Genomic DNA, 13,219 nt, shown 5'->3' with positions numbered 1-13,219 from the left:
TGAGCAGCGCACGGACGTGTCCGCCCTTCGGAACAACGATCTGGAAAAGATCACCCGATCGCCAATCCAATGGAGCAACCGCAGGTCACGGTGCTCAAGAAGATCAGCTCCGAAAATTGTCAGACCCCGTCGCTAACGTCAGCGCCGTGACCGGACAACTGTCCTTCGACGAACTCGGGACGCCCCTGCGCGACACGACGTTCGTCGTCTTCGACCTGGAGACGACGGGCGGCAGCAACACCGAGGACGCCGTCACCGAGATCGGCGCGGTGAAGGTGCGCGGCGGCGAGGTCCTCGGCGAGTTCGCGACGCTCGTCGACCCCGAACGCGGCATCCCGCCGCAGGTGGCGCAGCTGACCGGGATCACGCAGCTGATGGTGACGGGCGCGCCCACGATGAAGACGGTGCTGCCCGCGTTCCTGGAGTTCGCCGCCGGGTCGGTGCTGGTCGCGCACAACTCGGGGTTCGACGTCGGGTTCATGAAGGCCGCCTGCGAACGGCACGGCTACCGCTGGCCGAAGCCCTCGGTGGTGTGCACGGTGAAGCTCGCCCGCCGCGTCCTGAGCCGCGACGAGGCCCCGTCCTGCCGCCTGTCCGCGCTGTCGGACCTCTTCCAGACCGAGACCAAGCCCACGCACCGCGCGCTCGCCGACGCCCGCACGACGGTCGAAGTGCTGCACTCGTTGCTGGAACGCGTCGGCAACGTCGGCGTGCACTCGCTCGAGGAACTCCTGGCCTACCTGCCGGAGGTGACGCCGGAACAGCGCCGCAAGCGTTCCCTGGCCGCCCACCTGCCCAACTCGCCGGGCGTGTACCTCTTCCGCGGCCCGAGCGAGGAGGTCCTCTACGTGGGCACGGCATCCGACCTGCGCCGCCGCGTCCGCCAGTACTTCACGGCCAGCGAGGGCCGCCGCCGGTTGCGCGAGATGGTCGCCCTGGCGGTCCGGGTGGACGCCGTGGAGTGCGCGCACCCGCTGGAGGCCGAGGTGCGCGAGCTCCGGCTCTTACGCGCGCACCGGCCCGCCTACAACCGGCGCTCGAAGAACCCGCACCACGCGTGGTGGCTGACGCTGACCGACGAACCCTTCCCCCGGATCTCCCTGGTGCGCACCCCGCGCGACGGCGCGCTGGGCCCGTTCCGCACGCGCCAGGCGGCCGAGTCGGTGGCCGACGCCCTCCTGGACGCCGTGCCGCTGCGCTCCTGCACCATCAAGATCCCGGCGACGAACCAGCGCGCCTCGCCCTGCGCGCTCGCCGAACTGGACCGCTGCCGGGCCCCCTGCGCGGGCCACCAGACCGTCGCCGAGTACTCCCCCGCCGTCATCGCGGTGCAGGACCTCGTCGTGGGCCGCAACGCCGACCCGCTGCGCACCCTCGTCACCCAGCTCACCGGCCTGGCCTCGGCCGAACGCTTCGAGGAGGCCGCCCGCCGCCGCGACCGGCTGGCGGGCCTGGTCCGCTCGCTCGACAGGGCGCAACGCCTCGCCGCCCTGGCCGCCCTGCCCCAGCTGGTGGCCGCGCGACCGGACCGGGAGGGCGGCTGGGAGTTCTCCGTCGTCCGCTACGGCCGCCTCGCCGCCGCGGGCGTGGCGCGCCGGGGCACGCGCCCGATGCCGGTGGTCGACGCCCTCGTCGCGTCGGCCGAGACCGTCGTCCCGACACCCGGCCCGCTCCGGGGAGCCCCGCCGGAGGAGGCCGGGGTCGTGCTGCGCTGGCTCGACCAGCCCGGCACCCGTCTCGTCTACGCGGACGAACCGTGGTCGTCGCCCGCCGGAGCCGCTGCGGCCTGGCTGCCGTGGGCCGAACAAGCCGCCGGTGCGCGCCCGGTCCACGACCGCTGGAACTGACCGGGCAGCGGCGACGTCCTCACGCCCGTGATCAGCCGGTAGGGCAGACTACGGGTGCTTCGAGACACCCACACCCGAGGAGGACGCCGTGGTCACCGCCATCGTGCTGATCCAGGCCGCCGCCGAACGCATTCCCGAGGCGGCGCAGGAGATCGCCGACATCGACGGAGTCACCGAGGTGTACTCGTGCGCCGGCGACGTCGACCTGATCGCGCTGGTGCGCGTCAGCAAGCACGAGGACCTCGCCGCGCTCGTCCCCGGCAAGATCAGCAAGGTCGCCGGCGTGCTGAACACCGACACGCACATCGCGTTCCGCAGCTACTCGAAGCGCGACGACGAGGCCGCGTTCGCGATCGGCCTGGACGACGCCCAGTAGGAACGTCCCGCAAGAACCAGGACAACGCGAAAGGCCCCCGTGGAGTGCACGGGGGCCTTTCGGTGTTCCAGCGGAACGTCAGTCCTTCACGTCGGACGGCTTGCCCGCGAGCTCGGGAGCCGTGTCCTGGGCACTGGTGCCCTCGGTGACGTGTGCGTGCTTGCGCGCGTTCTCCAGGGCCACGGTCTCCTCAACCGGGTCCGGGGACCACGTGCTGCCGGCGACCGGGTGACCGGCCGAGCCGAGCTTGTTCATCTTCTTCGGCACCGACGCGCCCTGGTAAGCGAGCGGGATCGGGTGACCGTGGTCGTCCACCGGGCCGAGCGGCTGGTGGATCTCGATGAACTCGCCGTGCGGCAGGCGCTTGATGATGCCCGTCTCGACGCCGTGCTCCAGCACCTCGCGGTCACCGCGCTGCAGACCGATGCAGACGCGGTACGAGATGAAGTAGGCGATCGGCGGCAGGATCAGCATGCCGATCCGGCCCATCCACGTCGTCAGGTTCAACGAGATGTCGAACTGGTACGCGAAGATGTCGTTCGCACCCATGAGCAGCAGGACCATGAAGTACGTGATCGCCATCCAGCCGAGCGAGGTGCGGACCGGAACGTCGCGCGGGCGCTGCAGCAGGTTGTGGTGCGCGTAGTCCTTGGTCATCTTGCGCTCGATCCACGGGTACGCCGCCGCGATGCCGGTCAGCAGCGGCAGACCGAGGATGAACGGCAGGAACGGCGCCGGGATCGTGTAGTTGCCCAGGTAGAACTCCCACGCGGGCCAGATGCGGACCAGGCCGTCGGTCCAGCCCATGTACCAGTCGGGCTGCGAACCGGCGGAGACCTGCGCGGGGTTGTACGGGCCGATGTTCCAGATCGGGTTGATCTGGAAGACGCCACCCATGATCGCGATGACACCGACGACGATGGCGAAGAAGCCACCGCCCTTGGCCGCGAACACCGGCATGATGCGGACGCCGACGACGTTGGTCTCCTTGCGGCCCACGCCCGGGAACTGCGTGTGCTTCTGGTACCAGACGAGCGCGAGGTGCGCCGCGATCAGACCCAGGATGATCGCCGGGATGATCAGGATGTGCGCGGTGTAGAGCATCGGGATGATGTCCGTGCCGGGGAACTCCCCGCCGAACATCAGCCAGTTCAGCCAGGTGCCGATGACCGGGAACGAGATCAGCAGCGCCGCCATGACGCGGAGGCCGGTGCCCGAGAGCAGGTCGTCCGGCAGCGAGTAGCCGAGGAAGCCCTCGATCGCGCCGAGCATGAACAGCACGATGCCGATGACCCAGTTGATCTCACGCGGCTTGCGGAACGCGCCGGTGAAGAAGATCCGGAACATGTGGACGACGATCGCGCCCATGAACAGCAGTGCCGCCCAGTGGTGCACCTGGCGGACGAACAGACCACCGCGGGTCTCGAACGAGATGTCGAGCGTGGACGCGAACGCCCGCGACATCTCGATGCCCTTGAGGTTCTCGAAGGCACCGTTGTAGGTGACCTCGGTCATCGACGGGTCGAAGAACAGGGCGAGGTACGTACCCGACAGCAACAGCACGATGAAGCTGTAGAGCGCGATCTCACCGAGCAGGAACGACCAGTGCGTCGGGAAGACCTTGTTGATCTGCTTCCGCAGCCCGGAGGCCGGGTGGAACCGCTCGTCGGCAGCGTTGGCCGCCGCTCCTGCGACGCGCGCGGCCGCGTTGGCCGGCTTCGTCGGCGTGGTGATCGCACTCATGACTTACGCTCCCAGAACGCCGGTCCCACAGCCTCGATGAAGTCACTGCGGGCTACCAAGTATCCCTCTTCGTCCACAGTGATCGGAAGCTGCGGAAGAGGACGGGTCGCCGGGCCGAAGCGCGGCTTCGCGTATTCGAAGACGTCGAACTGCGACTGGTGGCACGGGCAGAGCAGCAGACCGGTCTGCTGCTCGAACAGCGACGTCGGGCAACCCAGGTGCGTGCAGATCTTCGAGTACGCGTACAGGTCACCGTAGTTGAAGTCCTCCTGGCCCGCGCGCTTGGTGATCGCCTGGTTCGGGCGCATGCGGATGAGCATGACCGGGGCGTCGGCCCGCTTGAGGGCCGCGACCAGGGCGTGCTCGTCGTCGCGCTCGGACTCGCGGAACGGGAAGACCGTCTCGAAACCGCCCGGCTCGACGTCCTCGGGACGCACGAGCGAGACCTCGTGGAAGTTGCCGGTGTGGCGGCGCAGGTAGACCTTCTCGCCCGGCTTCTCGGCCTTCCAGCCGGTGTGCCACAGCGAGTTCTTGGTCTCGCTGTCCGAGTGCGGGTTCTTCATCAGCGCGCCCAGCGGCACGGCGGCCACGCCGAGGCCCAGCACGCCGGCGCCGAGGCCCGCGGTGCGCTTGATCAGGCTGCGGCGGCCGATGCCGCTGCGGTCACCGGCGTCGGCCAGCTCCGCGACCAGGGTCGCGCGGTCGACGGCGGCGGACGGGCCGTCGTGGCGCTGCTGCACCGCGAGCTCGTCCGGCAGGAACTTCTTCGTGTAGAGCAGCGCTCCAACACCGAGGCCCACCACCGACAGGCCGAGGAACAGGCCGATCAGCGGGTTGTACAGGTTGTGCAGGAAGTGGCCCTCGGCGTTGGACGGGGACTCGTACTCCCAGGGCCAGAACAGGAACACGCCGAGGAACGCGAGACCCGACAGCGCGGAGACCAGGAACCACGCGGCGACCGAACGCTGAGCGCGACGCTCGGCGCGGGTGCCGGGGACCGGGAACTTCTCCTCGTAGTGGACGAGCTCGACGCCGTCCATCTTCGTGCCGAGCCTGACGAGCTCGTCCCGGCTCATCTCCGCGAGCTCTGCCTCGCTGGGCAGCTCGATCGGCTTGTCGCCGCTCATGCCTTGGCTCCGATCCAGAGGGTCACGCCGATGAGCGCGGCGATGCCCACGATGAACGCGATCAGGCCCTCGGAGACGGGTCCGAACCCGCCCAGGGCGTTACCGCCGGAGTTGTTGTTTCCGTCGGTGACCGACTTGACGTACGCGATGATGTCTTTCTTCTCTTCCGGCGTGAGCTGGCGCTCGCCGAACTTCGGCATGTTCTGCGGACCGCTCAGCATCGCCGTGTAGATCTGCTCCTCGGTCACCCCGTCCAGGGCCGGCGCGAACTTGCCGGAGGACAGCGCGCCACCACGACCCGTGAAGTTGTGGCAGCTGGCGCAGTTGAGGCGGAAGAGCTCGCCACCGCGCGCCGGGTTGTCGCCGCGCAGGGCCTCACCGGACTCGGAGGGCTTCTTCGGGCCCTCGCCGCCGTTCGCGGTGATGTAGGCCATCAGCGCGTTGATCTGCTCGGGGGTGAGCTTCGCGGGCTTGCGGATGGCCTGCGCCTCCTGGCGCGCCATGGGCATGCGGCCGGAGGAAGTCTGGAAGTAGACCGCGGCGTCGCCGACGCCGATCAGGCTCGGCCCGCGGTCCTTCACACCTTCGAGAGACGTGCCGTGGCAGCTCAGGCAGGTGTTGAGGTAGATCTGCTCGCCCTGGCGGACCAGTGCGTCCTGCTGCTGCGCCTGGGCGGTCTGCGCCTGGGGCGCGAAGGCGGCGAACAGCATGCCGGCGCTCAGCAGGGCGAAGCCCAGTGCGAGCAGTCCGGCGACCCGGCGGCGCAGCTTGGTGCGGGCGCCGCGGGGGCGTTTCGTCGTGGTGGTCATGGTGTGCGGCAACCCTTGCTGTCAGTTCGGGAGCTCGTGGCTTGGCTGCGTGCTGACTAGGTCAGGGCACGATGTAGATGATGGCGAACAGGCCGATCCACACGACGTCGACGAAGTGCCAGTAGTACGACACGACGATGGCGGAGGTGGCCTGAGCCGGCGTGAACTTGCTGAGCTTCGTCCGGATCAACAGGTAGACGAACGCGATCAGACCGCCGATGACGTGCAAGCCGTGGAAGCCGGTCGTCAGGTAGAAGACCGTGCCGTAAGCCGAGGACGGGATCGTGGTGCCGTGCTCGACCAGCTCGACGTACTCACCGGCCTGGCCGCCCACGAAGATCGCGCCCATGATCAGCGTCACGATGTACCAGCGACGCAGACCGAAGACATCACCCCGCTCCGCCGCGAAGACGCCCCACTGACACGTGAAGGACGACGCGACCAGGATGATCGTGAAGACCGACGCGTAGGGGACGTTCAGGTGCGTGGGGGGCGGGGGCCAAGGTCCCTCGTTCTGGGCCTTCACCGTGAAGAACATGGCGAAGAGGCCAGCGAAGAACATGAGCTCGCTGGACAGCCAGACGATCGTGCCGACGCTGACCATGTTCGGGCGGTTCAGCGAGTGCACGCGCTGGCCGATTGAAGGCGCTGCCGTGGTCACGAGCAGCATTATTGCCTGCGCTATTTCCGTCCGCCCATCGGGTCCTGGGCGGATCATGGGTCGGCTGGGTCACACGCAGGGTGATGGCGAGGAGATGGACGAATGGGCTTGTTGGGCCGTTTGCGGGACATGCTGCGGCGGGACGGGGTGCCGTCGCTGTCGATCGACGACCCGGCGCTCGTCGTGGTGGCCGAGGCGTTCGACATCTCGGAGGCGGATTCGGCGGTCCTGGCGCGGTCGCCGCGCTGGCGCGCCGACGAGCTCGCGGTGCTCCGGCACCACCTGCGCATCCCCGCTGAACAGGTAGAACGCGCGCGAGAGCTGCTGGCACCCGACGGCTGGGTCCTGGTGGACGGTGCCGTGTCGCACGCCAGCAGGGTGCAGAAGCTGGACGCCCTGCACTGCGCCCAGGAGCGCTCGCGGATGGCGTCACTGGCCCAGCGGCTCGGCGGTGAGGCCCTGGGGTGGGACGCCCTGCAACCCGCCCGCGAACCGGCCCGATAGCATCGTGGCGACCTTGGTCACTTTCTTCACAGGACCGCAGTCGGCAGTCGCAGCGGAGGATCCAGATGAGCACGCAGACCACGAAGATCCTGGTGTTCAGCCACCGGCCCGAGGTGCGTGAGACGATCATCACTGCGGTCGGCCGCCGTCCCGCGCCGGACCTGGGGCGCGTCGACTACGTCGAGGCCGGGACGATCGCGGACGTCCTCTACGAGGCGGACAACGGCACCGTCGACCTGCTGATCCTCGACGGCGAGGCGCAGCCGACCGGCGGCATGGGCCTGTCCCGCCAGCTCAAGGACGAGATCACCGACTGCCCGCCGATCGTGGTCGCGGTGCGTCGCAAGGACGACCGCTGGCTCGCGACCTGGTCGCAGGCGGACGCGGTGCTGGTGCACCCGCTCGACCCGCTGGCCGCCGCCGAGACCGTGGCCGAGGTGCTGCGGGGCTCGGCATTGCCCGTCGTCAAGGGCTGATCCGCCATGAGCCAGCGCACCTGGCCCTCGCTGCTCAACCGCCTGCTCGACGGCGCCGACCTGACCGCCGACGACACCGCCTGGGGCATGGACCAGGTGATGTCGGGCGAGGCGACGGCGGCGCAGATCGCGGCGTTCGTCGTCGCGTTGCGCGCCAAGGGCGAGACTCCGGAGGAGGTCGACGGCCTCGCCACGATGATGCTCAGCCACGCGAACCGGTTCACGGTGGACGTGCGGGCGACCGACATCGTGGGCACCGGCGGCGATCATTCCGGTTCGGTCAACATCTCGACGATGGCCGCGATCATCACGGCCGCCGCGGGCGTGCCCGTGGTCAAGCACGGCAACCGGGCGGCGTCGTCGCAGTGCGGCACGGCGGACGTGCTGGAGGCGCTGGGCGTCGCGATCGACCTGCCGGCCGAGGGCGTGCGGGCGACCGTGCGCGAACTCGGCATCGGGTTCTGCTTCGCGCCGGTGTTCCACCCCGGCTTCCGGCACGCGGGCCCGGTGCGGCGCGAGATCGGCATCCCGACGTCGTTCAACCTGCTCGGCCCGCTGACGAACCCGGCCCAGCCCACGGTCGGGCTGATCGGCTGCGCGCGGGCGGCGGCGGCACCGCTGATCGCGGGCGTGTTCGCGCGGCGCCGCAACACCGCGCTGGTGGTGCGGGGCGACGACGGCCTCGACGAGATCACCACGACCACGACGACGTCCGCCTGGCTCGCCCAGGACGGCGTGGTGCGCACGGAGACGATCGACCCCGTCGTGCTGGGCGTGAAGCCCGCGCGCGAGGAGGACCTGAAGGGCGGCGACGCGTCCGTCAACGCCCAGGTGGTCCGCGACCTCGTGGGCGGCAAGACCGGTTCGGTGCGTGACGCGGTGCTCGTGAACGCGGCGGGCGCCATCGCGGCGCACTCCGGCTTCTCCGAGGACCTGCACGCCGACCTGACGGCCTCGCTGAGCCGCGCGGCCGACGCCATCGACTCGGGCAGGGCGGCGGAGTTGCTGACCCGCTGGGTGGAGCTCTCGACGTCCCTGAAGGCCCGCTGAAGGCTTTTCCGCCGTTTCCCGGGGGTTTCGGTCACGCGTCGTCGCCGACGCGTGACCGTGCTCGCACGGCCGCCGCATCGGTGTAGTCCGAGCGAGTGACGGGCCCGAGATGCGCACCACGTGGTAACGCCGTGGCAATCGCCACCTGGAATGCTGGAGTCATGGCCCTCCTCTACCCGGTGATGAAGCACGTCGTCGCGCGCACAGCCCGTCTCGTCTACCGCCCGGTGGTGGACGGTCTGGAGAACATCCCCACCGACGGCCCCGTCATCCTGGCGGCCAACCACCTCAGCTTCATCGACAGCGTCGTGATCCCGATGGTCGTGCCCCGCCGCGTCTCGTTCCTCGCGAAGGCGGAGTACTTCACCGGCACGGGCGTGAAGGGCTCGCTGTCGCGCTGGTTCTTCTCGTCGCTCGGCCACGTGCCGGTGCACCGCGGCAAGGGCCGGGACGCCCGCGCGGCGCTCGACACGGCCGCCGAGATCCTGGGCCGCGGCGACGCGTTCGCCATCTACCCCGAGGGCACCCGCTCGCTCGACGGCATGCTGCACCGCGGCCGCACGGGCGTGGCCCGCATGGCGCTGGAGTCCGGTGCCCCGGTCATCCCGGTCGGCATCATCGGCACGGACAAGGTGCAGCCGGTCGGCAGCAGGTTCCCCAAGATCGTCCCGGTGACGGTCCGCTTCGGCGAGCCGCTCGACTTCAGCCGCTACGACGGCATGCAGGAGTCGCTGCCGGTGCTGCGCAGCGTCACCGACGAGATCATCTACCGCATCCTGGACCTGAGCGGCCAGGAGTACGTCGACGCCTACCAGAAGACCCCGGTGCCGGCGGCGGCGTAGCCGCTCCGCAGTCTCACAAAAGCGAAGGGCCCTTCCCGCCGTTGCCGGTGAGGAGGGCCTTTCGCTTTGTCACGGCGGGGGACATCGCGTCTCGCGGGCGATATCCGATATCCGATGTATTGGCGGCCGTGTCCCCCTGCAGCGGCTGACTGATATCCAGTATGCGATGTATCACATGTTGGATATCGGGTCCGATTTCCCTGTCCGGCAACGACGAAGGCCCCCTCCGCGCGCGGAGAGGGCCTTGGCCGAGCGATGTCCGATATCCGGTGTATCGGATATCAGTCGTGGTTGGGTCCGGTGTGGTACTCGAACACCAGGCCGCCGACCATGATCAGCACCATGACGATGGCGATCACGAGCAGCCACACGTGCCAGAACGCCACCGCGACACCCGTGGTCGCCGCCGCGGCGGCGAGGCCGACCGGCCAGTACGAGCCGGGGCTGAAGAAGCCCAGCTCACCGGCGCCGTCCGACACCTCGGCGTCGGGGTTGTCCTCCGGCCGCACCTCGATGCGGCGGGCGACGAACCGGAAGTAGGTGCCGGTGATGAGGGCCAGGCCACCGGTCAGCGCGAGCGCCACCGTGCCGGTGGGCTCGACGTGGCCGGTCGCGAGGTGCGTCCAGTAGCCGTAGACGACGGCCATCAGGAACGAGAAGGCCATCACCAGGTCGAATACGCGAGCTTCGATCTTCATCGCGGAGCGTCCCTACTTCTGGCCCGCGCCGGAGGCCTCGCGGGCCGTCCGGTCGGTGTTGAACGGGGTGGTCGTCGTGGCCAGCGGAGAGCACCACTTGTCGCAGTTCACCTGGGACAGGGCCTCTGCGGTGGTGTACGGCTTGCCCGTCTTCTCGTTGACCTGCTTGCGCAGCTCGATGTACCTGTCGAAGTCGGCCGACTCGAGGGCGCGGACCTCGAAGTTCATCACCGCGTGGTATGAGCCGCAGAGCTCGGCACAACGTCCGACGAACGCACCGGGACGGTCGATCTGGTCGATCTGGAAGACGTTGTCCTGGTTGTTCTTCTCCGGCTGCGGGAAGACGTCCCGCTTGAAGTGGAACTCCGGCACGAAGAACGAGTGGATGACGTCGGTCGAGCGCAGCGTGAACTGGATGCGCTTGCCGGCCGGCAGCACCATGATCGGGACCTCACCCGAGGTGCCGACCGTGCTGACGGCCTTGCCCTCCTCGGTCTTGTGGTCCGGGTACTGGAACTCCCAGTTCCACTGGAACGCGATCACGTCGACGTTCACGTCGGGCTTGCCCGACTTGTCCGTGACGTAGTTCTGCGTGATGGCGGTGAAGTAGAACAGCACCGCCACGATCACCGTCGGCACGACGATGAGCACGATCTCCAGCGGGAGGTTGTACGCCGTCTGACGCGGCAGCTCCTCCGACTTCTTGCGGTGGAACACGATCGACCACAGGATCAGGCCCCACACGATGACGCCGACGACGAGCGCGGCGATCACGGACCACGTCCAGAGCTCGCGCATCTTCTCGGCCTGCGGCGTGACGGCCTGCGGCCATCCGAAGCGCAGCACCTCGTCCGTGGAGCAACCGGTGGCCCCGATACCGACCAGGCCTACCAGCCCGGCGGTCTTCACCAGCCGGGATGCCCTGGTGCCCTCCTTCAGGCCCACTGCTCGCCCGCCTCCTCGTTCACAAACATCTGGCCATGCCAACGGATCAAGCGGGAGCGTAGCCCAGCGGGACTGCGCTCACCCCTCGGGGGCACCGCCGCTGCGGTGCAGTTTCGGTCACACAGAGCCCCTTCGGCATACTGGGGACTTCCCCGTGGTCTTCCCCTTCATGTCTTTTGAGAGGTGCGAGAGCCTTGTGCGGCCTGGCAGGACTTGTTTGCCCCAGCGAGAACGAGGCCGAGAACGCACGCCCGGCCGTGGCGGCTGCGTTGCGCTGCATGCGGCACCGCGGTCCGGACGAGAGCGGCACCAGGCGGGTCGATGAGGTCGTGTTCGGCTTCAACCGGCTCGCGATCATCGACATCGAGCACTCCCACCAGCCGCTGACCTGGGGTCCGGCGGAGTCGCCGAGCCGGTACACGATCAACTTCAACGGCGAGATCTACAACTACCTGGAGCTGCGGGCCGAGCTCACCGAGAAGCACGGCGCGGTCTTCCACACCGACGGCGACACCGAGACGATCGTCGCCGCCTACCACTACTACGGGGCCGCGGCGATCACGAAGCTGCGCGGCATGTTCGCCTTCATCATCTGGGACTCCGAGCGCGAGCTCCTGTTCGGCGGCCGCGACCCGTTCGGCATCAAGCCGCTGTACTGGGCGCAGGGGCAGAGCGGCGTGGCGTTCTCCAGCGAGAAGAAGATCATCCTGGAGATCGCGTCGTCGATCGGCATCGCGCCGAAGATGAACGTCAAGGGCCTGCAGCACTACCTGACGCTGCAGTACGTCCCGGAGCCCGCCTCGCTGCACGACTCGATCCACCGCGTCGAGTCCGGGCACTCGTTCACGCTGGTCCCGGGTGAGTCGCCGCGGTTCGAGCGGTACTTCCCGGCCGAGTTCAAGGTCCGCACGGTCCGCAGCGAGGCCGAGGCGAACGCCCTGTACGACGAGATCACCGCCGCGCTGCGCGACTCGGTCGCCAAGCACATGCGCGCGGACGTGACGGTCGGCTCGTTCCTGTCCGGCGGCATCGACTCGACGGTGGTCGCGGCGCTCGCCAAGGAGCACAACCCGGACCTGATCACGTTCACGACGGGCTTCGAGCGCCAGGGGTTCTCCGAGGTCGACGTGGCCGCGGAGTCGGCGGCGCTGATCGGCGTGAAGCACGTGGTCCGCACGGTGAGCGCGCAGGAGATGATGGACGCGCTGCCGCTGATCACCTGGTACCTCGACGACCCGGTGGCGGACCCGGCGCTGGTGCCGTTGTGGTTCATCGCCCGTGAGGCGCGTCAGCACGTGAAGGTCGTGCTGTCCGGCGAGGGCGCGGACGAGCTGTTCGGCGGTTACACGATCTACCGCGAGCCGTTGTCGCTGGCGGGCTTCGAGAAGGTGCCGGGCGCGCTGCGCAAGGCGATGGGCAAGGTCTCGACGAAGATCCCGCACGGCGTGCGTGGCAAGGACCTGCTGCGCCGTGGCGCTCTCACGCTCGAAGAGCGCTACTACGGCAACGCGCGCATCTTCCTCGACGACCACCTGCGCCAGGTGCTCAAGACGTACGACCCGGCGGTGTCGCACATGGACGCGACCGCCAAGCCGTACCGCGAGTCGATGGCCTGGGACCCGGTGACGCGCATGCAGCACGTCGACCTGTTCACGTGGCTGCGCGGCGACATCCTGGTCAAGGCCGACAAGATGACCATGGCGAACTCGCTGGAGCTGCGCGTCCCGTTCCTCGACCCCGAGGTCTTCAAGATCGCGTCGCAGATTCCGAGTGAGTTGAAGATCACCAAGGACACGACGAAGTTCGCGCTCCGCAAGGCGATCCGCGACATCGTGCCGGCGCACGTGCTGAACCGCCGCAAGCTCGGCTTCCCGGTGCCGATCCGGCACTGGCTCAAGGACGAGATGCACGAGTGGGCCGTCGACATCGTGCGCTCGTCGCAGACCGACCAGTACCTCGACAAGAACGCGGTGCTGCGCCTGATCGAGGAGCACCGGTCCGGCGTGCTCGACCACAGCCGCCGCATCTGGGCGCTGCTGGTGTTCATGATCTGGCACGGCATCTTCGTCGAGGCCCGCATCCAGCCGGTGGTGCCGGAACCGCACTACCCGATCAAGCTCTAGGTCGAAGGGTCCCTCCGC

General features: G+C 68.8%; 13 protein-coding genes. 7 read left to right on the top strand and 6 right to left on the bottom strand.

Annotation, left to right across the window (positions count from 1 at the left end):
* Positions 1 to 146: 146 nt before the first annotated feature.
* Together QSK25_RS43075 and QSK25_RS43070 are read left to right on the top strand one after the other, a co-directional pair.
* Positions 147 to 1,847, top strand: a complete 1,701-nt coding sequence (locus tag QSK25_RS43075; RefSeq protein ID WP_285647255.1) for a DEDD exonuclease domain-containing protein — start codon at positions 147 to 149, stop codon at positions 1,845 to 1,847.
* 88 nt (positions 1,848 to 1,935) lie between these two features.
* Complete coding sequence (locus QSK25_RS43070; RefSeq protein ID WP_045309335.1) at positions 1,936 to 2,223, top strand: Lrp/AsnC family transcriptional regulator; 288 nt, start codon at positions 1,936 to 1,938, stop codon at positions 2,221 to 2,223.
* Positions 2,224 to 2,301: 78 nt separating this feature from the next.
* Here QSK25_RS43070 and qcrB read toward each other — a convergent pair whose 3' ends face one another.
* The 4 genes from qcrB to ctaE all read right to left on the bottom strand — a co-directional run bounded on the left by qcrB (position 2,302) and on the right by ctaE (position 6,572).
* A complete protein-coding gene (gene qcrB / locus QSK25_RS43065) occupies positions 2,302 to 3,966 on the bottom strand; it encodes a cytochrome bc1 complex cytochrome b subunit (RefSeq protein ID WP_285647251.1) in 1,665 nt (554 codons plus the stop codon).
* Positions 3,963 to 5,093: a cytochrome bc1 complex Rieske iron-sulfur subunit gene (gene qcrA, locus QSK25_RS43060; protein WP_285647250.1), complete on the bottom strand. Its 1,131-nt coding sequence runs from the start codon at positions 5,091 to 5,093 to the stop codon at positions 3,963 to 3,965. Before qcrA ends, qcrB begins: the two co-directional genes overlap by 4 nt.
* Complete coding sequence (gene qcrC / locus QSK25_RS43055; protein ID WP_285647248.1) at positions 5,090 to 5,902, bottom strand: cytochrome bc1 complex diheme cytochrome c subunit; 813 nt, start codon at positions 5,900 to 5,902, stop codon at positions 5,090 to 5,092. The genes qcrA and qcrC overlap by 4 nt, the downstream gene beginning before the upstream one ends.
* A gap of 61 nt (positions 5,903 to 5,963) precedes the next feature.
* Positions 5,964 to 6,572 (bottom strand): aa3-type cytochrome oxidase subunit III, encoded by a 609-nt coding sequence (gene ctaE / locus QSK25_RS43050; RefSeq protein ID WP_285647246.1) that lies wholly within the window; start codon positions 6,570 to 6,572, stop codon positions 5,964 to 5,966.
* Positions 6,573 to 6,665: 93 nt separating this feature from the next.
* Here ctaE and QSK25_RS43045 point away from each other — a divergent pair, with 93 nt between their 5' ends.
* The 4 genes from QSK25_RS43045 to QSK25_RS43030 all read left to right on the top strand — a co-directional run bounded on the left by QSK25_RS43045 (position 6,666) and on the right by QSK25_RS43030 (position 9,435).
* On the top strand, positions 6,666 to 7,067 hold the full coding sequence (locus QSK25_RS43045; protein WP_285647245.1) for a hypothetical protein: 402 nt from the start codon (positions 6,666 to 6,668) through the stop codon (positions 7,065 to 7,067).
* Between the two features lie 65 nt (positions 7,068 to 7,132).
* Positions 7,133 to 7,543: a hypothetical protein gene (locus QSK25_RS43040; RefSeq protein ID WP_285647243.1), complete on the top strand. Its 411-nt coding sequence runs from the start codon at positions 7,133 to 7,135 to the stop codon at positions 7,541 to 7,543.
* A gap of 6 nt (positions 7,544 to 7,549) precedes the next feature.
* The gene (gene trpD / locus QSK25_RS43035; RefSeq protein WP_285647242.1) at positions 7,550 to 8,593 is read left to right on the top strand and encodes an anthranilate phosphoribosyltransferase; all 1,044 of its coding nucleotides are present in this window, start codon (positions 7,550 to 7,552) and stop codon (positions 8,591 to 8,593) included.
* A gap of 161 nt (positions 8,594 to 8,754) precedes the next feature.
* Positions 8,755 to 9,435 carry a lysophospholipid acyltransferase family protein gene (locus tag QSK25_RS43030; RefSeq protein WP_285647241.1) on the top strand — a complete coding sequence of 227 codons (681 nt, stop codon included), beginning with the start codon at positions 8,755 to 8,757 and terminating at the stop codon, positions 9,433 to 9,435.
* A 281-nt stretch (positions 9,436 to 9,716) separates the two neighbouring features.
* On the opposite strand, the gene QSK25_RS43025 is transcribed toward QSK25_RS43030, so the two are convergent.
* Positions 9,717 to 10,133 (bottom strand): cytochrome c oxidase subunit 4, encoded by a 417-nt coding sequence (locus QSK25_RS43025; RefSeq protein WP_191303177.1) that lies wholly within the window; start codon positions 10,131 to 10,133, stop codon positions 9,717 to 9,719.
* 12 nt (positions 10,134 to 10,145) lie between these two features.
* Entirely contained in the window at positions 10,146 to 11,078 is a 933-nt protein-coding gene (gene ctaC / locus QSK25_RS43020; RefSeq protein WP_285647238.1) for an aa3-type cytochrome oxidase subunit II, read from the bottom strand.
* 194 nt (positions 11,079 to 11,272) lie between these two features.
* Between ctaC and asnB the strand changes: the two genes are divergently transcribed.
* On the top strand, positions 11,273 to 13,201 hold the full coding sequence (gene asnB / locus QSK25_RS43015) for an asparagine synthase (glutamine-hydrolyzing) (protein ID WP_285647237.1): 1,929 nt from the start codon (positions 11,273 to 11,275) through the stop codon (positions 13,199 to 13,201).
* Positions 13,202 to 13,219 lie beyond the last annotated feature (18 nt).

Origin of the sequence: Lentzea sp. NBRC 102530, assembly GCF_030269365.1 — a bacterium.
GTDB lineage: Bacteria > Actinomycetota > Actinomycetes > Mycobacteriales > Pseudonocardiaceae > Lentzea.
Note: the sequence above shows the minus strand (reverse complement) of the source record. Positions and strands in the feature narration are given on the sequence as shown.